Here is a 23,785-nt window from a genome sequence, read left to right on the forward strand (position 1 = left end):
TTTTTTGGTGAAAATATGAATAAACTAATCTTAGCCGCAGTATTAATACCTTTAGTAGGATTAGGAGTAGTAATAGGAGATTCCTTCTTAGGTACTTTAGCTAATATAAGCTACTCAATCCATACAACTAATAATAACTATGAAATATTATCGGCAAATATTAATTTAGGTAATTTAACCGCCGGTGAACAAGGAAATTATTCGTCTACTGCAACAATGAAAATAAATTCAGGATATTACACGTTTAAGCTAAATAATGGAGCATTAGAGGGAGAATTCTCTAATTTTACAGTAATATTAAAATTTGCTAACCATACTATAATTCTTAGTAAAGAACATCATGAAAGTAAAAAGATATTCCTACAGTCTGGAGAGTATAATGTTACAATTTTAATTTACTACGTAGTTTCTATGAAGGCTCATAATGCAACTGTATCTAATACTCAGCTAATAACTGTAAAAGAAGAGAATTCATAATTCTTTATAGAAATATTTTTTATAACAATTATAATCTGGATATGATGGTTAAGTTAAAATATCTTTTTTGTATTAAAATTATTATATGATAAAAAATTCATCAAATCTAAACATGATAAAATTTTTCAAAAATAACTAACATAAATTGTATTCATACTCGTAGTTACAGCCTTAGTTTTCCCTAAACCAGTTCTACACAACAGAGAAACTATAGAGTGCGAGATTATAAAGATGAGGACTAACTACTTTGAATTTTTAATCAGTAAACTGTAGAGTTTATTCTAGATTATATCTTTAATAAACTTTATTATAAGTTTATATATATGAAGACTGTGAAGAAAGAAGAAGACATTTTTATTGAATTCAGTGACTTTAATGAAGTAAAGGAAGTATTTGAGGAGGCTATTAAAGAAATGAAAGACGAAGAAAAGGCTAAGGCTAGTAAGCCTTCTTATGAGACCCGATCTCTCAAATGAAACTATACAATTTTTTGAATTTACACTGTAAAGAATTCTTATATCACCATGTAACTTCTATGGAGAACGTAGGATTACCGTATTTATCTTTTCCAAGCTTCTCTCTAGCGTACTTAAATGGATCTTCATTTATCAATCCCAATTTTTCAAGAATCAGTCTTAGAAGTTTTGACTGAGGGAAATTTCTTTTTAACCATTCTATGAACTCTCTTCTATCCATCTCACCCTTAACCAAAAATCTAAAAACCCACTTCTCACAAACCACAATAGAAAGAGAAAGAAAATAAATTTAAAAATCTTTCTACTCATTTATTATCTCATTAGTGATAATAGTTGTAATAATACAATAATAATCATAGTAAAATAAAGTGAATTCGCAAAGGAAACCTGAATCGCCCTAGAGATGAGTAAACTTTGATTTTTTAGTAAACTGGAAAGTTCACTTAGACTACATCTTTAATAACCTCTGTGAGAAATTTATATTATATGAGAATTGAAGATAAGGATGAAAAAGGAGAAGGTTACCTAGTAATTGAGAGTAAAGAGGATTTGGAAGAATTTAGGAAAATGTTAATTGAGGCTTATTATGAGCTTAATCCCGACCGTAAGCCTTCTTGTGAGACCCAATCTCCCAAATAAAGATTATGCAGTTTTTTGAATCTACACTGTAAAGAATTCTTATATCTCCAGTTACTTCAATAGAGAACATCTGATTTCCATATGTATCCTTACCCAGTTTCTCTCTAGAGTACTTAAATGGATCTCCTTTCAACAATTCTAGTTTATCAACAACTAACATTAAATATTCCAAATTAGAAAACTCTCTAGCAACAAATCTAGCTAAATCTCTAGCTTCCTTGACTTTCTTCATCATGAACTTTATTTCCCACTTTTCACAAACCACATAAAGAGAAAAAGAAAATAAATTTAAAAATCTTTTTACTTATTTATTATCTCATTAGTGATAATAGTTGTAATAATACAATAATAATAACAATAGTAGAATTAACGTAAAAATAACGTCGTAAATTTAACCATTAGATATTAATATTCTATCAAGATATTTTATAATGTGAATATTGATCCTAAACTTTGCATTCTTTGTCGAGGTACCAAATATCTTTGTGGTCTTTCCTATTGTCCTGTATTCATTAAGAGTAGGATGAGGATAGATATTCCAAAAGATTTAGATGGCTCTTCTCCTCCCTCGGTTTTCGTGGGAAGAATAGGCTATCCTAAAATAAGTGTATTTGCTTCTTCTCCACCAATTAAAGGAAATACCTCAGTCTATGAAAATCCTAAAGAATGGATTAAAATGAATTTAGATGATTTCCTCTCTTTAAGGTTAAGTATGGCAAGAGGAGGAGATAGATTTCATGTTAATGAAGCTAAAAATCCTTCAAAGTTACTTGAAGATATTAAAGTTCTTTCCTTGTCTCCAAATCCTGCAGAAATAGAAATGAAATTTAAGTATGAACCAAAAAATGTAATTTTTGATGAAGATCATCCTCCTCTTGGTCCTTCAGCTCCTGTAGAGAAAATAAGATTAGGTACTTTACCACCTCCTGAAAAAACTGTAGAGAAAGTGTTTGAGGACAAGGACTTAAAGTCCTCTGAAGGTATAATGTATTTATATAAGTCAGGCATAGACGTTGAAAGAATTTCTAGAATACTTAGTGTAGGTAATATAGGGATAAAAAGGAAATTGGTTCCAACACGATGGAGCATAACTGCCGTAGATAAAATAATCTCAGATAATTTAGTAAATGAAATAAAGAAATATGAAACAATAGACAAGGTCGAGGTTTATGTTAGAGAATTTAATAAAAATCTTTTTGTAGCTATACTTATTCCAAATAAATGGTCATTTGAATGGGGAGAGGCATGGTTTCCTGGAAGTACATGGAACAAGTTTGGAAATAAAGTTGGAATAGAAGTGGATAACGAAGGATATTTTGGAAGGAAAGACTATCCAGAAATAGGAGGTTGTTATTATGCGTCAAGAATTGGAGTTTCGGAATTTCTTCTTTCAAGAAAAAAGCAAGCTACTGCAATTTTATGGAGGGAAATATATTCTGGATTTAATCTTCCTATAGGCGTATGGTTTGTTAGGGAAAACGTAAGAGAGTTATTTAAAACTAAACCTATGGTTTTTGATAGCGTAGATGATGCCTTATTATCTCTTAAATTAAGATCAGGATTAGGTTCATGGATTAAAAGAAGTTTCATAAAGAGAGAAAGTATTGAGAGATGGTTACGATGATAAAACATATTAGAGTTAAATCTGCGCTCTCAAAATCAGGGTTAAAGGAACTTGATTATAGCTTAAATCCTTACATGGGATGTAAGTTTAAGTGCCAGTATTGTTATGCACCCAATTTTACTAGGGATGTAGACGCATCAAAAAATTGGGGAGAAGTAATAGTAATTAAGGATAATATCCTGGATATTCTGAAAGAAGAGGTTCTTGCAAAGAAGAAAGGTACTGTAGGGATTTCAACAATCACTGACCCTTATCAACCTGTTGAAGCTGAATATAAATTAACTAGGGGAAGTCTAGATATATTACTTTCTCATGGTTTTAGGGTATCTATTCAAACTAAATCTCCTTTAGTTTTGAGAGATATCGATATTCTTAAGAAGTTTAAGGAAAAAGTAGACGTTGGTTTCACAATAACTTCTATGGAAGGAAAATTAGAGAATGCACCTTTACCTAGATCTAGAATAACTGCTTTAGAAAAACTTAGTGAAGAAGGAATAGAAACTTGGGTATTTCTAGGGCCTATTATTCCTAATTTTACTGATAATGTTGAAGAAGTTATTAGGGAAGTATCTAAAATAAAAACTAGGATAGTTTTTGATAAATTTCGATACTATAAGGGTTTGAATTTTTCAGAAGGTAACTCAGTTTGGTGGGAAAATATAAGGGATAGAATACTGTCTTTATGTAAAAAATATAACGTGGAATGTCATGAGGAAAGTGAAGATTGGATATTTGAAAAAAGAAGAAAATACAAGATTTTATGGTGAATCTACGCATATTTTTATTTTAGCTCCCTTAGCAAAGGGTGCTCTAAATATATTTATTATCCAATCTTCTGTATCTCCATGTGCATTAGGTATTAATTCCCTATGATGAAGAATGTACTCTTCTATCTTTTTGAAATCTTTAGGATCTATTTCATATTTTACAGTAAACTTAATTTTATCATATGCATAAGTTATTTCTTCTTCGTTCTCTTTGATGTAAAAATTTCCTAGCTTACCTGGAATTTGAGTTCCCTCAAGTTCTATGTCATTAACTATATAATCCTTTAATACATCTTTCAGTCCTTTAGCGTAATCCTTTATAGATTCTGCTTCTGCATAATGATAAATTGAATAGTATATCTTTTTGCCATCGTCTCCATGCATTTTAATAAAATAATCTTTTAGTTCTTCCAAAATTAATTCTGTCTTTGATTTTATGATAGATAATTTTATTCCAGATGGAGGATAATTAAGTATTTTAGATATCATTAGCCATTCTTGATATCCATCATTATCAGATTTTATCTCGTCTATTTCTGAAGAATCGGAATAATTATTTTCTATTGCTAAATCTTTATAAAGATAAACTAATCTTTTATTAATTCTGTCAATGAAAAAACTTCCGTATTTACCTGCTATTTTCTCTCTAGGAATTTTAATTTTAGAGAAAAGTGAGCTTAGACTTTTCTCAAAAGAAACGCCTGACTTAGAATACGATTCATACTCCAGTGAATGGTAAGTGTAGTAAAAACTAAGTCTTCCTTTTTCTTTTCCCAACATATCTTCATGAAATTCTTTAACTCTTTTGATCGCCCTTTTAGAATTCATGTTGATTTACTTATATTTCATTAATATATAGAACTATTCTTTTTAGCTTTACGAAGTTAAGTACATTTAGGAGTATATAATTCCTATAATAATTCATTCAATATAAATAATATTAGATTTATGGAATTATTTATAAAAGATATATAATAATTAAGATAGCTTACATAGCTCAGAATGAGAATAGGATTTTACTATTTATGATTCTAATAATAGATAGAGAGTTAAAGGTATTAATGGACTATATTTTCAAAGATTTCTATAAAAATAATATATTTAACTATGAAGTTATTTTGAAACTTCTCATTTTCATAATAACTGTTTAACGTATTTTATATAAGAAATTTAAAACTCTGTTAATAATGCTTATAATTTGTTCATATAGTTAGCTAATTATGAAATATTTTATTTCTGGTGATAAAGTTGAGGGGTAGGCTTCCTGAGATCGTATATATGGAAGTGGAACATTCCAATTGTTGGACTCATTTAACTGATAAAACTAATTTAGAAATAAGACTGATCAATCAAAATTTTAGTAATGAAGCCCCTCTATTTAATTCATATATTATAGGGAAAAGTAATTATTTATCAGATATTAAAGAATTTGTGAAAGGTATAAAACATCATGAGAGTGTTAATGATGTACTTAAATTGGAAGCAGACGAGAATGCTTTCGCTACTAACCTTTCATTAATAAAAAAAGGTAGTATCTCCAATATAATTCATAAAGACGATGGCATAATAATGGAGCATGAAATAAGAGATGGTATAGAAGCATGGAGTATTATAATTGACAAAGAAAATATACCATTATTAAAAGAGGATATTGAAAATAATGAATCTTCCGTTTTGTTAAAATTTAGAATATTAGAAAGGGAGAAATTATTTAACATTCTAAGTTCATTAACTCCCAATGAGGCTCTTTCCCTTTATCTGGCTGTTGATAAAGGTTTCTTAGATTTCCCCCATAAGGTATCTACAAAAGATTTAGCAGAAATTATGGGAGTTAGTTCAGCAACGTTTGTTACTCATCTTAGAAAAGCTATTAAAAAGATAGCGTTAAAAAATTATCATGAAATAATATCTTATAAGGAATAATCTCCGAACTTCTTTATTTTCTCTGGGTTTCTCCTCTTTTCTATAAGGTAAATTATAGAACCTAATATGAACCATGAAAGCGCAAATAGTCCTGCATAATCTAAAGGAGGCGGTGCCATTGCTGATAACACAATTGCAGCTCCTAATGCTATTACTACTATTCCTCCTACAATTATATGAGTTAATCTAAGAGTTCCCTGTTTTTTATTGTATCTTATTAGGCCTATAGCTCCTAATAAATGATTTAGAAAACTATAGAATGCATTAGCAGTTATAAGAAATATACTAGCGTTTAAAGGTCCCATTATTAGACCTGCGGTAATAGCTAATACTGCGTTTATTACAGCCATTATTATGATATTTTTACCAGGTACACCGTACTTATTTATTTCAGAGAAGTGCTTTGGGAAAACTACTCCGTCCCTAGCCATCCCATAAACCGTCCTTACTTGGCCGTTTCCAAATCCTATCGTTGATGAATTAAAGCTATTCACTATAAATATTGCAAATATTATTCCAAATACAGAACCTAGAACTGCATCGTATATTATAATTCCTGGATCTGGGAGATTAGCATAGTTAAACATATTTGATACTCCATAAGTTACTTCTTGAGCATACGAATTTAGAATTATAGGTATACCTAAAATTAAGGCTAACATTACTAATGATTTAGGTATATTCTTCTTTGGATCTGCAGTTTCTTCTGCAACTGGAATAGAAGAGTTCATTCCTCCAAAGGTAGTTATTCCAAATATCATAGATGTAAATATGACTGCCCAACCAGCTCCTAGCGGTAGAGGAGTAAAAGGTATTACTGTATTATGAGGACCCGCCTTAATTATAAGAATTATTGATGTTATTAATAGAAAAGCTATTTCTCCTAAACCGGCGTACAAATTGTATTTACTATTAGTTTTAATTCCTAAGTACATTAATGTTGATGTCTCGGCTATTATTCCCAATGATATAGGTATCCATATCCAAGGATATGTGGAATAAAGTGTAGGGAATAGTAAAGGTAAAAATGTAGATAATCCCAAAACTCCAAAACCGGCAGAAGCTAACATATAATAAAACCAGTATCCCCAACCTCCTGCAACGAAAGAGATGTAACTACTATTAAATCCCTTCTTCTGTATTGCTGCCCAACCATAAGAGGCTGCAATGTGCTTACTCCAATTGTAAACCACATAAGTCATTGAAAGGTATATTAACCATGCCAATACAACTACTAATGGTAAAGATCCTCCTACTAAACCTGCTAATCCTACGAAATATAATGCGGTAACTGCTGAAGGTGCATTACTTGCTAAACCGTTAGCCATAGCTAACCATGGAGATAGAACACCTTTTGATAATCCTTCTTCCTTTTTAAAACTTTCATTTTCGGACTTCATTTGTCATTAACACTATTTTTTTATATAAAAGCAAAACATCTAACTGATTATATGAAGAAGTTAAAAATATAAAAAATAGTTATCTTTATGTCACAGCTTTTGAGCTTTGAGAAGGAATTTGGTAAAAATTTTATAACAGATGAAAAAGAGTTGGAAAAAGCTAGTGAAGATCAATATTTAGTTTCTCCCATTATTAAAAATCTTTCAAAAAAAGCTATAGGCCTTTTAAAAATAGACAATGAAAACGATATAAGGACTGCGATTGATATATCTTACAAGCATAATATACCATTAGTTGCTAGGGGAGCTGGTACTTCTACCATAGGTCAAGTAATTCTTTTAAAACCGTCAGTAGTTTTGGATTTTAACAATATGAAAGGTATTGAATATGATAAATATGTTAGTGTAAAGCCTGGAACTAAAGTCCTAGAAACTCTGAATTATTTAAGGAAAAGAGGTAAAGATCTAATGGTCTATCCAAGTAGTTTCTATATCTCTAGTGTTGGAGGTTATGTAGCTGGAGGAGATGTTGGAATAGGTTCTTTTCAATATGGATATTACTTTGATGAGAGTTTAGTTCAATTAAAAGTAATAGGATTTAACAAAGAAGAAGAAGTTAAAGGAAAATATGTTTGGGGTTTTGCTCAAGCTGCAGGTACTACTGGGTTTATAGTAGATTCAAGTTTTAAGCTTACAGATTTTCAGGATTGGAAAGATTATATTATTGAAGGAGACGATTTATTATCTCTTCTTGTAAATATTAAAAAATTAGACAGGAAAAGAGTGAGAAGAGTTGTAATAGAAGATCACGATGCATTTTCAGTTGTGGCTAAAGGTAGAGCAACGTCCAATAAACAATGGATAACTATAGTTTCTTCTACAGAACCTTTAGGTAGCGAGATTAACCTTAATTTTATGGACGAATTGGCTTTTGCAGCAGTTTATGTTACGATGAGTAAAATATCTCCTTTTAAAAACTATTTTTACGAAGTTAGACTCTTCCCAATAGAGAGATTCTTAAGTATAGTAACAAAAGTCAAAAGCGTTTTAGGAAATAAAGTTCTTATTCATGGAGACGTCATGACGTTAAAAGGAGAGATTATAATATATACTGTTTTCATATCAGATAGGGAAAATTTTGAATTAATAGACGAAATAATGAGAAGTGAAGGAATACCTTTCGAAATACATTCGGTGGAAGTAAATGATAGAGTAGATGATCCAGAAAGGTTATCTTTAATGAAAAGGTATAAAGCATTGATGGATCCTAAAGATCTTATAAATCCTGGAAAGTTGAGAATATGATACTAAAAACTCTAATGGAAGTAATAGAAATTCTAGAGAGTAAAAATCCTTTTTCTTATTTAGAAGAGGAGTGTAAAAAGTATGGTATAGAGTTACAAGAAAAAAAGATAGGCGACGTAACGTTTGTTAAAGCTAAAATTGGCAAGGGAAAAAGAAAAGCCGAAATATTAGGAAGATTGGGTGCAATAAGAGTCTCAAACCATTATGGTATAGTTTCTGATGCTGATGGAGCTATAATATCACTAACTTCAATGATAGAGTGGGCAAAAAACTATTCTGAAATAGAGGGTGAAGCAATATTTTCTACAAACATTTCTCTAGACGCCAAGTTAATTCCTCATAAACCTTTCAATTTTATGGTTCCTCTTGTAGGATTAGACGATGCGCTAAGATTGGAAGTGGATAAAGAAGCCCAATTCTTAATTTCCGTTGATTCTACTAAAGGTAATAGAATAGCAAAGTATAATGATTTTGCTATTTCTCACATAATAAAAGACGGCTATATATTGAAAATTCCAGACGAAATAATAGATATTTATGAAAAAGTAACTGAACATGAACCATACTTTGTAGCGTTAACTTCGGGGGATCTAACACCAATGGAAATAAATGCTTACCATATAAGCACTTTCCTTTCTCCATGGCTCTATACAGAATCTCCAATATTAGGTTTAGCTACTGTATCAAAGTATCCCATTCCAGGTTATGAAACTGGAGTACAGAACGTTACAATGCTAGAAAGAGCTAGTAGATTTAGTATTGAAGTTTTAAAATACTATTTCTCTGGAGGCGATATATATTCTGAAGAAGAATTAAGTTCACTTAAAAATGTTTTAGGGGAATCCCAATTTATGAAGTTAAAGAAAAATTAATTTTGAAATGATATATTAGATATTATGAAACTATATATCACTCTGAAAAATTAAACGATTTATAATAAAAATCTATATGAAAATAAAGGTTAAACGTTTAAATTGTTCAGATATATTCTAAATTATGAACATAGTTTCTTTATTTAAGATAGTTCCCAACGATACTTTAATTAAGATTCTAGAAAAACCTTTGAGTCTTAATGTTCTGCTTAACATAAGCAGTTATAAGAACGCTATTGAAGAATCAATAATGTTAAAAGAAAAATTATTATCTAGAAGAGACTCAAAGAAAATAGTTATGATAGGTAGTGATAATGATTATAATTTAAGAAATCTTTTGTATTATTCTTCGTTGTTTTACATTCTCCTAATTTATAAGAATTTTATGAAATTACTAGAACAAATAATCGGTAGCATCAATTATGTTACATTAAGAGGCAAAATAGAATTCTATAAGGTGAATAGAAAATGAGTTTTGATGCAGACGTTATAATAGTAGGTGGAGGATTGTCTGGACTTTCAGCCGGAATTACTGCAGTAAGAGAAGGACTTAATGTAATCCTTTTAGAGAGGGGAGAGTATAGTGGAGCTAAGAACTTGTCTGGAGGTAGAATGTACGTCCATTCCTTACTTAAACTTATTCCAGACGCGTTAGATAAGGCGCCTTTTGAAAGACCCATAACCAAAGAGACTTTTGAATTCTTTTGCGAGAATAAGAAACTTTCATTTTCCTTAGAAGAAAAGGATAAAAAGAATAGCTTTTCTGTCTTAAGATCTAAATTTGATAGATGGTTAGCTGGAGAAGCCGAAAACCTAGGTTTACTAATATCTTACTCTACTCTAGTTACAGACGCTCATAGAGAAGGTAACGGTATTACTCTGGAGACTAATAGAGGAGCATTGAAAGCCCCCTTAGTTATCGATGCTTCAGGAGTTACTTCTGTAGTATTTAGATATTTAGGACTTAGGAATTTTTCTCCGAGCAAGTGGATGTTAGGTGTTAAAGAAATAGTAAAGACCGATATCAAGATGAATGATAATGAGGGAGAAGTAAGAACTATAGTAGGTACAATAAAGGGCGTTAAAGGAGGAGGTTTCGTTTACACGAATAAGGACTCTTTATCGGTAGGTATGGCAGTTACGTTTGATTCATTACCTAAATCCGAATATCCTGCAAAGGATCTGGTAGAAGGTTTTAGGGAAAAATTAGGAATAGATGGAGAAATTCTTGAATATTCAGCTCACGCAATTCCTTATTACGGTTATAAAAATCTCCCATCTATATATACTGACAACTTAATAGCTGTTGGAGATTCTGCAGGATTTCTGATTAATGATGGGTTTACAATAAGGGGAATGGATCTAGCTATAGCTTCTGGGATGATAGCTGGATTATCAGCAAAGAAGATTAAGGATAATGGATATAAGACTGAAATATATTATGATATGCTAAAGGAAAGCTTTATTCTGAAGCACCTAGAATTGGCATATAATAGATTCGAACTCATGAACAAGGCTTACACATTAAATTCATATCCTGAGATTTTATGCAATGTACTTTCTGATATGTTTACTGTTAGTGAGAATAGAAATACTCTGATTGATGACGCTATATTAAGATTAAAAGAGAAAGGTATATCATTAACTCAAGCCATAAATGATATGTGGAGAATGTTAAAATGATCCCTCTCTTAAAAAGATTAGGATTAAATAAATACAACGTAGATAAAACATCTCATATTGAAGTAAATACTGATATTTGTCTAACGTGTAGAGATAAGCCTTGCACATTATCCTGTCCTGCGGGAACTTATGAAGCACTTCCTAATGGAAGGATAGAGGTACATTATGAAAGATGCTTAGAATGTGGTGGAGCATTAGTTATATGTCCTTATAATGCTATAAAATTTAGATTTCCAGAAGGAGGAGTCTCGTTTAGATACGGCTAAAAATTATTTTATTTTAAGTGCAATTTTAAGTAAAGCTGGATATATAAATACCCTTATTATAAATGTATCGAGGAGAGCTGCTATTGCTATTCCTGCTCCTAATTCTGCAATTGGTTTTATAGGGTCTATAGCTAAAACTCCGAAGGAAGCAGCTAAGATAACGCCTAAAGCAGTAACAGCTCCTGCTGATATTGAGACTGCTCTTATTATACTTTCAATATCCCTTTCCTTATCAACTTCTTCCTTAACTCTTATTAATATAAACGTACTGTAATCATTACCTAAACCCATCATTAAAACGAAGATCGTTATAGGGATGAAGAAAAGTATGCCCTCTGGTGACCTAAATATGGCATATATAATTGATAAGGAGAATATTATGCTTAATACTATAGTTCCTACAGCACCTAAAGATATCCTTACTGATTTAAGCAAGAAACTAAGAGTTATTATTAAAACTGCTGGTAAAAGAATTGTTAATATCTCATAAAATGGTAATAAATAGTCTAATGCGTCCATAGCAGTAGCAGTTGTACCTCCTACATACCCATTAGGTTTTACTATATTCTGAATTTTACTTACAAGAGCCTCAGCTTGTGAGCTGTAAGGATTATAAGAAGTTATAACGGTAATTAATAATGTTTTATTATTAGTACCTATATTTTCTTTTAGGCTAGTAATAACTTGAGGCGTATAAGTTCCATTAAAATTAGTAGGTACTGGACCTATAACTTGAGTTACACCATTAAAGGTAGATATATTTCTCTCTATTTGTGCCAAATGAATTAATACTGACGTATTAATTTGAGACTCATTGAATACAATTAAAATAGGATTTACGAAAGAATTGCCGAAAGCATTTTCTAGAATTTTTAATCCTTCTACTGCAGGAAGATTAGGTAAACCAGATGTAAAATCTAAAGATAGTGGGACGCTTACGACGAAAATTAGAGACATTACTCCTATAATTGTAGCTATAATTAGTGTAGTTTTAGGCTTCCTTATGCTTAGCCTAGCTATATTCCCTAGTGTATTGCTCATTTTGAATTTAGGTTTTGATGGCCAAAATATTTTATCTCCAATTTTACCGTAAATTATAGGAAGTAAAGTAAAAGATAAGGCTACAGTAATTGGGACTGAAAAACCTATAGTTAGACCCCATGTATGTAAATAAGGTATAAAGGAAAGAGATAAAAATACTAATGAAACTGCAGTTCCACTTATCAATATAGCTTTGCCAGAAGTTTTAATTGAAATTAATGCAGATTCTTCCTTATTTTTTCCTTTAGCTAATTCTTCTTTAAATCTGCTTAAGAGAAAAACGCTATAATCCGCACCTATACCTAATAATATTGATATCATCGGTTCAATAACTTGGAAATCTACTGGATGATAGAATTTTCCCACTAGTGTTACTATTGCCATTCCAAAAATTACTGAAAGCCCTATGATACCCATTGTTACAAGAGGTGCTACAATACTTCTAAAATATATTCCAGTTACCAATATTAATGCGATAAAAACTAATATAAATGTAATGTCCTGTCTCTGAGCCTCAGAACTACTTAATTCTTGAACTAGAGGAGCCGGTCCAGTTAAATAATATTTTAATGGTAAAGTTTTAAGAGAGTTTTGTATATTATTTGAAATGATACCGGCAGGATATGTTCCATTCTTTAGATTATAATTCGGTCCATACTTAGTATAAACGAACAAGACAGAGACGTTTTTAGATACGTATAATGATGTTAAACTAGAAGGAGGTTTAATTAAAAAGAAGAGGCTCTCGTTATTTTCTAAAATTTTTTCTGGAGTGGTATTAAATAGCTGTGTATAGTAAAATGGAATATGAAGAGTTTTAGATATATCCAGTCTAACTTGAAATAAAGAGATATTTTCTCCCTTTTCCTTTGTATAGTTAATTATTTGATTTCCAGTAGAATTTATTACCTTACCTAGCTCATTTTGATATTCTAAATAAGCTGTTACTATACTATCTATTTTTGTGACGCCTGAAATGTTCTGAATAATTTTCTGTACTTCATAATTTTCTTGTGGTGTAGCATTTATCAAAACTACATCGATTGTATTATTTTCATTCGCTCCATGAAAGTATTTATCTAAAAACATTTGCGCTTTAGCTGAAGGATAATTAGGCGGTATTGATGTATTTTCATTATAGTTTAGATATTTTGAAGACTGTGAAGATAACCCTAAAGCAATTATTATGGCTATAACCCATAAGATTATGAGTAACCTTTTATTCATAAAGGCATTTAGCTCTTTGATTTTAAAACACTTTCTATTCACATTATCACTTTATCATTTTAAATATAAAGTTAATAATTTAAGAATAATACTTATACATATTTAATTTACAAATTGACTTATAAGATCAGAATTTAATAATGATTATATTAGTATTAAAGAAAATTTGTTAACATTATAAATTATGTTTAAATATACAGTAGTAGTTTGGAGCTCTTCTTTACATTCTTTAACTTGTTAGACGCCACCTTTATTTAAAGCCTAAAGATATTTATATTCATGAACACAGCAGAATTAATACTTGAGGCAATTTCAAAATACACAGATAAAGTATTCATAGTTTCTGGAACTGATTATCCTGCATTTATAAAAGCCGAATTGAAAATCAAAAATCCAGAATTTGTTGTAATACCTCATGAAATCACTGCAGCAAGTGCTGCAATAGGATATTCTTTAGGAAATAAACTAGGAGTTTTAATGGTTCATACGGTTCCTGGAACTCTGAATGCTCTAGGAATAATCGCTAATGCTTATACTTCAAGAATACCTTTGCTTGTTATTGCAGGTAAAAGTCCTTATACTGATAAGGGAAATCTCGCAAGCAGAGATCTAAGAATTCATTGGACTCAAGACGCAGATCAAGAGGAAATAGTTAGGAAATACGTCAAATGGGAATTCGAAATTAGAGATCCGTCTCAAGTTTCATCATCAATTTCACGTGCTATACAGATAGCATTAAGTGAACCTCAAGGTCCAGTATATATTGCAATACCCAGAGAAGTAAGTATAGCCGATGTAAATAACAAAAAAGTAAATATGGATCCTTTCTATCCTGGAATTCCAGACTACTATCTGGAAAAAGCAAAAGAAATGATATTACGAGCATCTAATCCAGTAATATTAACATGGAGAGCTGGAAGAAAAGAGCCTTGGTTTAATTCATTAAGAAACTTTGCGGATAATGCTGAAATTCCAGTAGTAAATTACGTAGGAGAAAGGGTTAACTATCCATCTTCAGGCAAAATGGCTATAGATCATTATAATCTTAAAGATTCTGATTTAATAATAGAAGTAGAAACTGAAGTTCCTTGGATTCCAAAATATACTGACGTTGATGCAAAGATAATAAAGGTAGATGTAGATCCTTCATATTCTTATATTCCATATTATGAGTTTCCATGTGACTTATGTATTCAGTCATCTGTAGACGAATTTTTCAATAAACTTAAAATACAAAGAAAAGCTGAGAAGGATCTTTTAGAGGAGATTGAGAAGCAAAAAGAAGAAAAAATTGAAAGAATAAAGAAATTATCAGATTTAAAAGAAATACATCCTGATTATCTATCTTATGAAATCGGTAAAATAAAATGGAGCGTCTTTAATGAATATGACTTAAATCAGAAATACGGAGGATTTGATGAATTTAACTCGTATTTTGGCGATCCTGCTATGGGACATCTAGGATGGGCTTTAGGAGCTAGTGTAGGCTACAAAATGTCTACAGGAAAGGATGTTATAGCTACGGTAGGTGATGGATCATTTATTTTTGGTGTTCCTACAGCGTTTTATTATATAAGTAAAAAATATCCAATATTGACAGTAATTTTCGATAATAAGAGTTGGAATGCAGTAGAAAAGGCTGTAAAAGAAGTCTATCCAGAGGAAAAATTTAGCAGTTATCCTGGATCTGATATAGATATAGACAATTTACCTAAAACCATAGAAAGCATAGGTGGATTTTACGAGTATATTGAAAGACCTAGTGAAGTAGAAGATGCTCTAAGGAAAGGTAAAGAAAAAGTAAAATCTGGTATTCCATCTATTATTCATGCTAAAGTTATAAAAGAATAAAAACTTTTTACTGAAAACAATTATATGGCAAAATGGTTTGAGAAAAGCAATAGGGATAGAGAAGTTGCTAAAAGGCTGCTGCAAGAAGGTTTTTTTCCTGAGGCATGTTTTCATTCCCATATGGCTGTAGAACTTAAGCTTAAAGGAATTCTTATAGAGAGCACTGGAGCTATAATCTATACGCATTCTTTAAAAAGGCTTTTGAAAGAATTAGAGAAAATAAAGCGTATTACTATTGACGAAAAACTAATAGAGTGTGCAGACTATTTGTCTTCACTATACACTGGTTCAAGATATCCTGAAGAATCATTAATAGATTTGGAGAAAGAAGAAGGTGAAAGATGTGTCAAATGCATGGAAGAATTACTCTCTATTCTCTGATTTATTGGAAATATATAAAGAGGAGGAAAAAGATTTCAATAATTACGTATCTAAACTATGTACTAAATATTCTGTAATTCTTTTTGGTTCTCGAGCGAGGAAAGATAATAAAATATATAGTGATTACGATATATTAGTAATAGGTAATGAAAGGCCTCCTTTACCGCCAACTGATGCTATAGATGTACACTTTATTAAAGTATCGTTAATAGATAGTGAAATAAAAGACTTCAATACTATAGTAATAGATGCGTTCTATGAGGGAATTATATTATGTGATACACTAAATATCTATGAGAAAGCTAAAAATATGGTAATAGAAAGAATACGCGGTTTAAAAAGAATTAAAGACGGTTGGGAAAAAATATGAATTAAATAGAAGGACTTTAGTTACTGTTAAATTTATCTATATCTAAATATTTTAACATATTTTTGCGATAATTTATTTGAAATGTCCTACAAGTCTTTCCTTTAAATTAATTCTCCTTAAGCTCACGGACTATTGAAAATAATAAATTAAGATTTGTGATAAACTTCAATAAATTTAATAACTTCTAGTTTTTCCATTATAAACATGTAAGATTTCTATGTGAATTCTATATATTAAGAAATCACGAATTAATTATTAAAAATAAGCAAAAATATGTGTTTAAGTTACTATAAAGAAATTTAGTGAAAGGGTTCTAATATTTAACAAAAGGATTAAAACGGAATTAATTCATTCTAAAATATGGACTTAGAAAATGTAATAAAAAGATTCGATACATATAACTACTTAGAAGCTAGGTTTCATAAAAATGACTCATTATCTATATTTCTAATGGATGGGCAACTATTAGGAGTAACTAAAGAAACTTATTCAGGATATTCAGTAAGAGCATACGATAAGGGCATTCTTTATTTTGCGTCCTCTACTACACCAGAAAATCTTGAATTGAAAAAAGTAGAAAGTAACGGGTGGGAAGAATTAGGAGAAGAAGAAACTACGTCAGGCAAGTATACTGTTAATCAAAGGAAGACCTTCGACTCATTACCTATAGATGAGAAAATAAAATATCTTAAAGATATTTACACTAGGATGAAACAACTTGATATCAAATCTAAATTATTAAATTTCAATATGTATTACGTAGAATCAACAGAAGATAAAAGAATAATGTTTAAAGACGGTTCTATAGTAGAAGGTAACGTACCTAGAATAGGAATATATTATTCTCTTGTTATGAAATACATGGATAAGACAGTAACAGTTTGGTCTGACGAATATGGTGGTAGTGGAGGATTAGAGTGGCTAGATCGTTGGAATATTGGAGAAGAACTAGAAAATAAAATAAGAGAAGTAGATAATGTATTAACTAAAGGGAAAAGTCCTAAGGAAGGAAAAACAGACATAGTGCTGAGTTCAATGTTAGCTGGTATAATGGCTCATGAGTCTGTAGGTCATCCATTTGAGGCTGATAGAGTTTTAGGAAGAGAAGCTGCACAAGCAGGAATGAGTTACTTAAGAGATTTAAATACAAAGAAAATAGGCAGTGAAGCTGTAAGTGTAATAGACGATCCTACATTGCCTAATAGTAATGGATTTTTCCAAATAGACGATGAAGGTATTAAGGCAAGACCTAAATATTTAATAAAGAACGGTGAAGTTACGGAATTATTGCAGGATAGATTTTCATCACCTAAATATAATACAAAAAGTAATGGTTCAGCCAGGGCAATGAGCTACAATAGAGAGCCTATAATAAGAATGTCTAACACTTTCTTCCAGCCTGGGAACATGACTTTTGATGAACTTTTAGAGGATATTAAAGAAGGAATATATTTCAAAAGTTACATGGAATGGAATATAGACGATATGAGATTAGGTGAACGATACGTGGGTCTAGAAGCATATGAAATAAAGAACGGTGAAATAGGCGATCCGTTACTTTTCCCTGTGTTAGAAGGGAAAACTACAGAATTCCTTCCATCAATAGATGCTGCAGATAATGAAATTCATTTTTACGCTGGGCTTTGCGGTAAAGGAGATCCTGATCAGGCAGTTCCAGTATGGTTAGGAGGACCAGATCTAAGATTAAGAAATGTTAGAGTGAAGGTGATGTAAATGAATGATGATCTATTAGCGTTAAAAGAAAAAATTAGAGGATTTGAGGAATTTGCAATTTTTAAAACTAAGAATGAGAACACTGTCGTAAAATTTGTAACTGGAAAAGTTTCTACTGTCCAAAGATTAAATGATGAGGTTTATTACGTCCTTTTAAAGAGCAATAAAAAATATATTATAACTACATTAAGAGGAAATGTGGAAATAGATAATTTCAATAATTTAATAAAAATAATGGACGAACCAAAGCTTTCACCAAAGATTTCTGATAATGATAGGGAATACAGGTTTATAAAATTAGATGATGAAATAGAAAAAATAAGAGAAGATCCTAGCAATGTGATCTCTCTGGTTCTAAGTTCAGAATACCCAATTTCTGGAATAATAAATATCAGAAAAGTATCAATTTCCTTATTAACATCAAAAGGATTTAACGGTAATGATACAAGAAATTCTATAGATGGATATTTTAGAGCGTTCAACGGAGATTTTTCAGGCCAATGGGCATTCGCTTCTTCCAAATATTCGGATTCTATAATAAAGGACAGCGTAAATACTGCATGTGAATTTGCTTCCATAAATAAGAAAATAGACATAGATGATGGAAAATACGACGTTGTGCTTTCTCCCTTAGTTTTTGGTAACCTCATGAATTATCTAGCAGGTATGTCTTCTGGATTATCCATAATGATGGGAGAATCCATATTTGCCAAATATAAGCCTGGAAATAAGATAGCAAACGAAAAATTTACTTTCTCAGACGTTCCTAAAGAAGATAGACCGTCTGCATTAGAATTTGATCAAGAGGCTACTTTTACTAGGAATAAAAAGATTATAGATCATGGAGTTTACAATACACCGTTACTTAATAACGAAATAGCTGAAATAATGAATCTTGAAACTACTGGAAATGCAGGTTGGATATCTCCAACTCCTTGGACATTAGATGTTGAACAAGGAACAATAAGTAAGGATTCATTACTATCTGGAAACGTTATAATGTTTAATAATAATTGGTATACTAGGTTCCAAAATTACGTCGAAGGAAACTTTTCTACTGTGGGTAGAGACGCAGTAGTCGTCTATAAGAACGGAAATATAGAAGGAGTAGCAGGAAGGTTAAGAATTGCAGACAGTCTTAATAATATAATAGGAAATATCGAAGAACTATCTAAGGAAAGGTACTTAGTAAAATGGTGGGACGCTCCTCTTCCTGTTCTTTCTCCATATGTACTAATAAAAGACGTAAAAATAACTAAAGCATAATTTTTTTTAAAAAAAAATTAAATTACTTGAACGGTTACTTGGAATTTTATTCCATAGGATTCGTAATCTCCGTCTACATCATACGCTCTTACTATATATTTACCCGGTTGTATATGGAAAGGTGCTTGTAGTATTACAGTGGCATTTTGTCCTAACGGTACAACTAACGCAAACTTATTAGAATGTACTGGATGAAGTGGAAACTCGTTTATTATATCGGAACTTGGTATATGGGATAACTGTGAAGGTCCCCATTCATATAATACTGATCCATTAGGATAAAGTATTTGCACTAAAACTACGAAACCGCCATATGTATCAGAACCTGCAGTATTTGCTATTTGTAAGAATAGAGTTCCATTTGAATATAGTTTTGTACCAGTTAGAACATATGCAGGGATTTTAGAATAGTTAGTTAAATGAGTAAATCCTTGGTAATTAATTTGATAAAGTCCGAAAGTTACTCCTGTAACTAAAATCATTAATAATATTGCAATTAGACCTATTCTATCCATGATTATCACCATAATGGAATTTTATATTTCCATATCTTTATCCCATCAGGATATTTCTTATATAGGTACTGATCAATAGATAACCATCTACTCCCTGTAAATACGAACATGAAAGCAGCAGCTCCTTCGGTAGCAGCTATTTGCCATTCATCAACACAAGTTGACCCTAACCATCCTCCAGCTGCACCTATACCCCATGCTAATCCAGCTATTACTAGTCCAGATAATCTAGTTAAAAGTCCTAGCATTAGAAATAAACCGAAAATCGCCTCTAAACTTGTGAACAAAATTAAAAAGTAGTAAAGAAACGCTGGATGCATTAAGCTGTATATTAAAACGCCCTTAACAGGAGGCCATGCATGCGGTAAGAACGTAATTAATTTCCCTCCTACATATGCTGGCGAATTAGGATCAAGCTTAGTTGGAACGTTGACAGTTCTTCTTAGAAATGCAGAGAAATACATCCAACCCAACGTTATTCTCAAAATGGGCAAAAACTTCTGAGTATTATCTACAACTTTACTTTGTGCCATTTTTTCTCAAAATAATATATTGCAGTTTAAACGTTTTAATTTATTTTATGAAAATCTATTCTAAGTCATTTTAACTCAGTTTAACTTAATTATTATAAAATCTATTATAGACTTAATTAATTTTACCAGTTTTTACTGAATATTTTTAATCGTTTCAATATCACATAAACTTAGTCAGAATATGGACTATAGAAAATATTAGAAAAAATGTTTTTAGATAAAATCTCTTACTTTTATTTTCCTAGAAAGATATACAAAGACTATAGAGAATGATATGAGTCCCAAAAAAATATAGATAAATGATTGTCCTATAGTCTGTGGGCTGAAATATAACCCTAAAATTATTATTAATCCTAAACCTACTGATGCTAAAATAGATATTATTCTATATATCCAGTGAATATGTTCCTTAGAATTTTCTTTACCCATAGGTCTATGTTTTAACCAGAAAAATACTATTCCTGATATACTATCAAGAAAGAACTCCATAGCTAAAAATATTCCTGCAGCACTAAGTACCATTGTGAAGAAAGACTGAACTGATGGTGAAAGTAACATTAAAACATTAAGAAGAATGTTTAACCCTGAAATGATGAATATATTCATCCAAGGGCTACCAAATCCTTCATGTACCCAGCCAAAGAATGAAGGTAAAAGATTATCTCTAGCCATAGCATACCATGCTCTACTTAATATAAAAGCAGTTAACCAAAGGGAGCTTGCGGTTGAAAGCAGAACTGCTAGATCTATTAACCAGGAGTATGACGGAATTATACCTTGAGCCCACGTAAATAGTGGATCTACACTTTGCGACAATAAGTTCAATGGAGTTTCTATCGTCATTAAAGGCATAGTTATTCCATATATCATAAGAACACTAAGCAACCCTATTATTCCACTTAAACCTGGCCATTGTTTAGGCTTTTTAGATTCTTCAGAAGAGTAACTATCTATTTCCCATCCATCTACTATGGTTGAAGCTACTATCATTGCTAGTATTACTCCACTCCAGTTTACCTTAGTGTCAAAAAACCAGTTAAAACTGAAAGGATTTACAACCTTAAAGTGTGTAAGTCCAAAACCGAGGAAAAGGGATAAAATAACTATCTCTATCACGAGGAAAGCCTCAGTAAATCTGGCTGTAGGTTTTGCACCTAGTATAAGAGGAATCGTTGCTATAATTACCCATATTATTCCCATTATAGCCACATATAATTGGCTTGAATATACGTTATATGATATTAATCCTAGAGAATAAAGTAAAGCAAGTGTGTATTCTCCTGCAGGAACTACTATGGGTGGAATAGAGAAGAAGTAGGCTAGAGTTATTATCCATGCTTGAAAAGATCCGAATTTTCTTCCTATAATTTTAGTTCCCCAATGATACGATGCTCCTGCATTAGGGTAATGAATATTGAATTGTCTGAAAATGAATGCTGTCAATAAAAAAGGTAAAGCAGTTAAAAAGGTAGCCATTATAGCTTGAGAACCTGCCAATGATACCATTACACCGTATGCTGCTGCAATACTGAATGTTGGAGCTACGGAAGAAGTTGAAAGAGGTATTAAATCTAGAATATGTAACACGTCTCTTTTAAGATCTGATATCTCGGTATGAATACCATGGCTGGATTTTCCTACCATAAATATAAGAGCTCTTAAATATTTTAAAAGTTTTCTGAAGTTTCTACGTTGTGGATCGCCTCAGAATTATACAAAAATTTTTAAGTAATTATGCAGAGCATTACCCATGGAAAAGAAGAACACTAGGGATTGGAGCAAGTACGATGAGAACGTGGTAACAAGATATAAGCTAATGTTCCCCTTCTACGTCTTCGAACACTGGTGGGAATTACTCCAGGAAGAGAACAGGTATGCTAAGACCAAGTACAAGGCACCAAAGGAGTTCAACGACTTCCTAGCATTCCTACACTTATTCTTACCTTACAGAGCAATAGAAGGAGTACTAAGCGCACTAGCAGAAATGAAGATAATACCGACAAGCCTAGATTATTCAACAATATGGGAAAGGGTAAGAAACATGAATATTAATTTCCCTGAAGCGAGTGACGAACTTGAAGTAATAGCTGATGGTACTGGAATAAGCACAACAAGAGGAGGACAATAGTAGCAAAGTGGGGCAAAAGGAGGGATTCAAAATTCCTTAAGATTGAAGTAGTTATGGAGAAGGACGAGTTCAAGATAGTAAGCGCTGAGGTGACGAGTAATGAGGCCGAATCTGCTTCAAAGTAAAGGACTTGAAGGAAAAGGGTAAGGAAGTTAAGAGGTTCTATGGCGATAAGGCTTATGATACTAACGAGATTTATAATCTTGGTGTTGATGTTGTTGTTCCTCCTAGGAAAGACGCTTTAGGCGTGGTCATCCTGCTAGGCGTAAGGCTGTGCGCGAGTTCAAGAAGTTGGGTTATGAACGTTGGCGGGATGAGAAGGGTTATGGTAATAGGTGGTTGGTTGAATCCTTGTTCTCAGCGGTTAAGCGTACTTTTGGTGAGTCTGTTAGGGCTACGAGTTTTGCTGGTCAAGTTGTTGAGGCTAAGCTCAAGTTTTGGGCTTATGCTTGGATGATGTACATGGCCAACCTTGTTGTTGGTCGAGCTAAGGGCTTTGAGGTCAAGAAGTAGTATAGTAAATTATTTAGGAGAGATATTATTTTCTATAGAAAACATATTTTTACTGTATCATCCTATTGAAATATATTGAACGAATCCACAAAGCATGAAGTTTCAATATTATTCTCTATACCTAAAGGACATTCTTGATGTTATAGAGATGATACAATTTCATTTAAATATTCTCTAGCTTAATAATGATTTTATTTTCATTTAATCGACTTTTAAGTAATAGAGGATTTAGATCATTAGAAGAAATTAAATATATATGTTAATTTTTACTAAAAATTAGGAGCTAAAAACTTTAAATAAATGAAAATATCTGCCTTTGTTAAAAGAATGATGGATCTTCTAACCTTATCCGTTTAATTCCGAGATTATCATATACATGGTCTGAACTTATTATTTCGCCCTCTGAAAAAGAATCATGATATGCGTCAAATCCTCCAATACCTTTTCTTATTAGCCATGCTGCTCTTAAAATCTTCTCGTCAAAGGTTCTTGTAATCTCCATTACCGATAAAGAGACTTTTATAGGATCTAATCCAAATTTCTTACATAATAGCATTAATTCAATATATGTTGTTTAGAGACGTTGTTATGTTACGTGTATTCTCCTTTAATAGTAGCATAGCTTTTTCTTTCAGCCAATATTTAGATTTTAGTAGAGCAAGAAAAAATCCGTATCAGCGTAAATTAACTTCTTTTTCAGCCTCTTTTCTTATACTCTTCTTTAAATCTGTAATACTGAGATCTGGTAATTTTTTCCCTTCCTCCTCTAAGATCTTAACAGGATCTTCGATTTT

General features: G+C 31.5%; 22 protein-coding genes and 2 pseudogenes. 15 read left to right on the forward strand and 9 right to left on the reverse strand.

Annotated features, from left to right (window positions below):
- The first annotated feature begins 15 nt into the window (after positions 1-15).
- The gene (locus DFR85_RS19110) at positions 16-477 is read left to right on the forward strand and encodes a hypothetical protein (RefSeq protein ID WP_110269667.1); all 462 of its coding nucleotides are present in this window, start codon (positions 16-18) and stop codon (positions 475-477) included.
- A gap of 438 nt (positions 478-915) precedes the next feature.
- Here DFR85_RS19110 and DFR85_RS19120 read toward each other — a convergent pair.
- Both DFR85_RS19120 and DFR85_RS19125 read right to left on the reverse strand, forming a co-directional pair.
- A pseudogene (locus tag DFR85_RS19120) lies at positions 916-1,218 on the reverse strand (type II toxin-antitoxin system RelE family toxin).
- 327 nt (positions 1,219-1,545) lie between these two features.
- Entirely contained in the window at positions 1,546-1,827 is a 282-nt protein-coding gene (locus DFR85_RS19125; RefSeq protein WP_210433954.1) for a type II toxin-antitoxin system RelE family toxin, read from the reverse strand.
- Between the two features lie 204 nt (positions 1,828-2,031).
- On the opposite strand from DFR85_RS19125, the gene DFR85_RS19130 reads away from it, so the two are divergent.
- Positions 2,032-3,216: an Nre family DNA repair protein gene (locus DFR85_RS19130; protein WP_110271770.1), complete on the forward strand. Its 1,185-nt coding sequence runs from the start codon at positions 2,032-2,034 to the stop codon at positions 3,214-3,216.
- Entirely contained in the window at positions 3,213-3,983 is a 771-nt protein-coding gene (locus DFR85_RS19135; protein ID WP_432417923.1) for an SPL family radical SAM protein, read from the forward strand. The genes DFR85_RS19130 and DFR85_RS19135 overlap by 4 nt, the downstream gene beginning before the upstream one ends.
- Here DFR85_RS19135 and DFR85_RS19140 read toward each other — a convergent pair.
- Positions 3,975-4,811, reverse strand: coding sequence for a hypothetical protein (locus DFR85_RS19140; protein WP_110269670.1), 837 nt, complete (start codon positions 4,809-4,811; stop codon positions 3,975-3,977). The genes DFR85_RS19135 and DFR85_RS19140 overlap by 9 nt on opposite strands.
- 450 nt (positions 4,812-5,261) lie before the next feature.
- Here DFR85_RS19140 and DFR85_RS19145 point away from each other — a divergent pair, with 450 nt between their 5' ends.
- On the forward strand, positions 5,262-5,906 hold the full coding sequence (locus DFR85_RS19145; RefSeq protein WP_110269671.1) for a helix-turn-helix domain-containing protein: 645 nt from the start codon (positions 5,262-5,264) through the stop codon (positions 5,904-5,906).
- On the opposite strand, the gene DFR85_RS19150 is transcribed toward DFR85_RS19145, so the two are convergent.
- Positions 5,894-7,306, reverse strand: coding sequence for an APC family permease (locus DFR85_RS19150; RefSeq protein ID WP_110269672.1), 1,413 nt, complete (start codon positions 7,304-7,306; stop codon positions 5,894-5,896). The genes DFR85_RS19145 and DFR85_RS19150 overlap by 13 nt on opposite strands.
- An 87-nt stretch (positions 7,307-7,393) precedes the next feature.
- Here DFR85_RS19150 and DFR85_RS19155 point away from each other — a divergent pair, with 87 nt between their 5' ends.
- The 5 genes from DFR85_RS19155 to DFR85_RS19175 all read left to right on the forward strand — a co-directional run bounded on the left by DFR85_RS19155 (position 7,394) and on the right by DFR85_RS19175 (position 11,432).
- Positions 7,394-8,611, forward strand: a complete 1,218-nt coding sequence (locus DFR85_RS19155; protein WP_110269673.1) for an FAD-binding oxidoreductase — start codon at positions 7,394-7,396, stop codon at positions 8,609-8,611.
- Positions 8,608-9,483 (forward strand): DUF1177 family protein, encoded by an 876-nt coding sequence (locus tag DFR85_RS19160; protein WP_110269674.1) that lies wholly within the window; start codon positions 8,608-8,610, stop codon positions 9,481-9,483. The genes DFR85_RS19155 and DFR85_RS19160 overlap by 4 nt, the downstream gene beginning before the upstream one ends.
- Before the next feature lie 124 nt (positions 9,484-9,607).
- The gene (locus tag DFR85_RS19165) at positions 9,608-9,955 is read left to right on the forward strand and encodes an adenine nucleotide alpha hydrolase family protein (RefSeq protein ID WP_110269675.1); all 348 of its coding nucleotides are present in this window, start codon (positions 9,608-9,610) and stop codon (positions 9,953-9,955) included.
- Entirely contained in the window at positions 9,952-11,166 is a 1,215-nt protein-coding gene (locus tag DFR85_RS19170) for an FAD-dependent oxidoreductase (protein ID WP_110269676.1), read from the forward strand. The genes DFR85_RS19165 and DFR85_RS19170 overlap by 4 nt, the downstream gene beginning before the upstream one ends.
- Entirely contained in the window at positions 11,163-11,432 is a 270-nt protein-coding gene (locus DFR85_RS19175; protein ID WP_110271771.1) for a ferredoxin family protein, read from the forward strand. Before DFR85_RS19170 ends, DFR85_RS19175 begins: the two co-directional genes overlap by 4 nt.
- A 3-nt stretch (positions 11,433-11,435) precedes the next feature.
- On the opposite strand, the gene DFR85_RS19180 is transcribed toward DFR85_RS19175, so the two are convergent.
- On the reverse strand, positions 11,436-13,700 hold the full coding sequence (locus DFR85_RS19180; protein WP_110269677.1) for an MMPL family transporter: 2,265 nt from the start codon (positions 13,698-13,700) through the stop codon (positions 11,436-11,438).
- Between the two features lie 279 nt (positions 13,701-13,979).
- Here DFR85_RS19180 and DFR85_RS19185 point away from each other — a divergent pair, with 279 nt between their 5' ends.
- From DFR85_RS19185 to DFR85_RS19205, 5 genes are all read left to right on the forward strand, one after another.
- Complete coding sequence (locus DFR85_RS19185; RefSeq protein ID WP_110269678.1) at positions 13,980-15,551, forward strand: thiamine pyrophosphate-requiring protein; 1,572 nt, start codon at positions 13,980-13,982, stop codon at positions 15,549-15,551.
- A 24-nt stretch (positions 15,552-15,575) separates the two neighbouring features.
- On the forward strand, positions 15,576-15,932 hold the full coding sequence (locus DFR85_RS19190) for a HEPN domain-containing protein (protein ID WP_110269679.1): 357 nt from the start codon (positions 15,576-15,578) through the stop codon (positions 15,930-15,932).
- Complete coding sequence (locus DFR85_RS19195; RefSeq protein WP_110269680.1) at positions 15,895-16,302, forward strand: nucleotidyltransferase domain-containing protein; 408 nt, start codon at positions 15,895-15,897, stop codon at positions 16,300-16,302. Before DFR85_RS19190 ends, DFR85_RS19195 begins: the two co-directional genes overlap by 38 nt.
- Positions 16,303-16,662: 360 nt before the next feature.
- Complete coding sequence (locus tag DFR85_RS19200) at positions 16,663-18,036, forward strand: TldD/PmbA family protein (RefSeq protein ID WP_110269681.1); 1,374 nt, start codon at positions 16,663-16,665, stop codon at positions 18,034-18,036.
- Positions 18,037-19,302 (forward strand): TldD/PmbA family protein, encoded by a 1,266-nt coding sequence (locus tag DFR85_RS19205; RefSeq protein WP_110269682.1) that lies wholly within the window; start codon positions 18,037-18,039, stop codon positions 19,300-19,302.
- 17 nt (positions 19,303-19,319) lie between these two features.
- Here DFR85_RS19205 and DFR85_RS19210 read toward each other — a convergent pair whose 3' ends face one another.
- The 3 genes from DFR85_RS19210 to DFR85_RS19220 form a co-directional block, all read right to left on the reverse strand.
- On the reverse strand, positions 19,320-19,817 hold the full coding sequence (locus DFR85_RS19210) for a TQO small subunit DoxA domain-containing protein (protein ID WP_110269683.1): 498 nt from the start codon (positions 19,815-19,817) through the stop codon (positions 19,320-19,322).
- Between the two features lie 5 nt (positions 19,818-19,822).
- Positions 19,823-20,350, reverse strand: a complete 528-nt coding sequence (locus DFR85_RS19215; RefSeq protein WP_110269684.1) for a TQO small subunit DoxD — start codon at positions 20,348-20,350, stop codon at positions 19,823-19,825.
- 213 nt (positions 20,351-20,563) lie between these two features.
- Entirely contained in the window at positions 20,564-21,994 is a 1,431-nt protein-coding gene (locus DFR85_RS19220) for an APC family permease (RefSeq protein WP_110269685.1), read from the reverse strand.
- A gap of 106 nt (positions 21,995-22,100) precedes the next feature.
- Here DFR85_RS19220 and DFR85_RS19225 point away from each other — a divergent pair.
- Positions 22,101-22,991 (forward strand): annotated as a pseudogene (locus DFR85_RS19225) (IS5 family transposase).
- A gap of 319 nt (positions 22,992-23,310) precedes the next feature.
- On the opposite strand, the gene DFR85_RS31765 reads toward DFR85_RS19225, so the two are convergent.
- Positions 23,311-23,547 carry a hypothetical protein gene (locus tag DFR85_RS31765; protein ID WP_246252989.1) on the reverse strand — a complete coding sequence of 79 codons (237 nt, stop codon included), beginning with the start codon at positions 23,545-23,547 and terminating at the stop codon, positions 23,311-23,313.
- Between the last annotated feature and the right edge of the window lie 238 nt (positions 23,548-23,785).

It is taken from the genome of Acidianus brierleyi, from assembly GCF_003201835.2.
In the GTDB taxonomy this organism is placed as follows: Archaea; Thermoproteota; Thermoprotei_A; order Sulfolobales; family Sulfolobaceae; genus Aramenus; species Aramenus brierleyi.

Coding starts and splice junctions, on each gene's coding strand:
- DFR85_RS19135 (WP_432417923.1), top strand. CDS start 3,213: ATGATAAAACATATTAGAGTTAAATCTGCGCTCTCAAAATCAGGGTTA.
- DFR85_RS19145 (WP_110269671.1), top strand. CDS start 5,262: ATGGAAGTGGAACATTCCAATTGTTGGACTCATTTAACTGATAAAACT.
- DFR85_RS31765 (WP_246252989.1), bottom strand. CDS start 23,547: ATGCTATTATGTAAGAAATTTGGATTAGATCCTATAAAAGTCTCTTTA.
- DFR85_RS19110 (WP_110269667.1), top strand. CDS start 16: ATGAATAAACTAATCTTAGCCGCAGTATTAATACCTTTAGTAGGATTA.
- DFR85_RS19155 (WP_110269673.1), top strand. CDS start 7,394: ATGTCACAGCTTTTGAGCTTTGAGAAGGAATTTGGTAAAAATTTTATA.
- DFR85_RS19185 (WP_110269678.1), top strand. CDS start 13,980: ATGAACACAGCAGAATTAATACTTGAGGCAATTTCAAAATACACAGAT.
- DFR85_RS19180 (WP_110269677.1), bottom strand. CDS start 13,700: ATGAATAAAAGGTTACTCATAATCTTATGGGTTATAGCCATAATAATT.
- DFR85_RS19160 (WP_110269674.1), top strand. CDS start 8,608: ATGATACTAAAAACTCTAATGGAAGTAATAGAAATTCTAGAGAGTAAA.
- DFR85_RS19210 (WP_110269683.1), bottom strand. CDS start 19,817: ATGGATAGAATAGGTCTAATTGCAATATTATTAATGATTTTAGTTACA.
- DFR85_RS19190 (WP_110269679.1), top strand. CDS start 15,576: ATGGCAAAATGGTTTGAGAAAAGCAATAGGGATAGAGAAGTTGCTAAA.
- DFR85_RS19200 (WP_110269681.1), top strand. CDS start 16,663: ATGGACTTAGAAAATGTAATAAAAAGATTCGATACATATAACTACTTA.
- DFR85_RS19140 (WP_110269670.1), bottom strand. CDS start 4,811: ATGAATTCTAAAAGGGCGATCAAAAGAGTTAAAGAATTTCATGAAGAT.
- DFR85_RS19220 (WP_110269685.1), bottom strand. CDS start 21,994: ATGGTAGGAAAATCCAGCCATGGTATTCATACCGAGATATCAGATCTT.
- DFR85_RS19215 (WP_110269684.1), bottom strand. CDS start 20,350: ATGGCACAAAGTAAAGTTGTAGATAATACTCAGAAGTTTTTGCCCATT.
- DFR85_RS19125 (WP_210433954.1), bottom strand. CDS start 1,827: ATGATGAAGAAAGTCAAGGAAGCTAGAGATTTAGCTAGATTTGTTGCT.
- DFR85_RS19165 (WP_110269675.1), top strand. CDS start 9,608: ATGAACATAGTTTCTTTATTTAAGATAGTTCCCAACGATACTTTAATT.
- DFR85_RS19205 (WP_110269682.1), top strand. CDS start 18,037: ATGAATGATGATCTATTAGCGTTAAAAGAAAAAATTAGAGGATTTGAG.
- DFR85_RS19150 (WP_110269672.1), bottom strand. CDS start 7,306: ATGAAGTCCGAAAATGAAAGTTTTAAAAAGGAAGAAGGATTATCAAAA.
- DFR85_RS19175 (WP_110271771.1), top strand. CDS start 11,163: ATGATCCCTCTCTTAAAAAGATTAGGATTAAATAAATACAACGTAGAT.
- DFR85_RS19170 (WP_110269676.1), top strand. CDS start 9,952: ATGAGTTTTGATGCAGACGTTATAATAGTAGGTGGAGGATTGTCTGGA.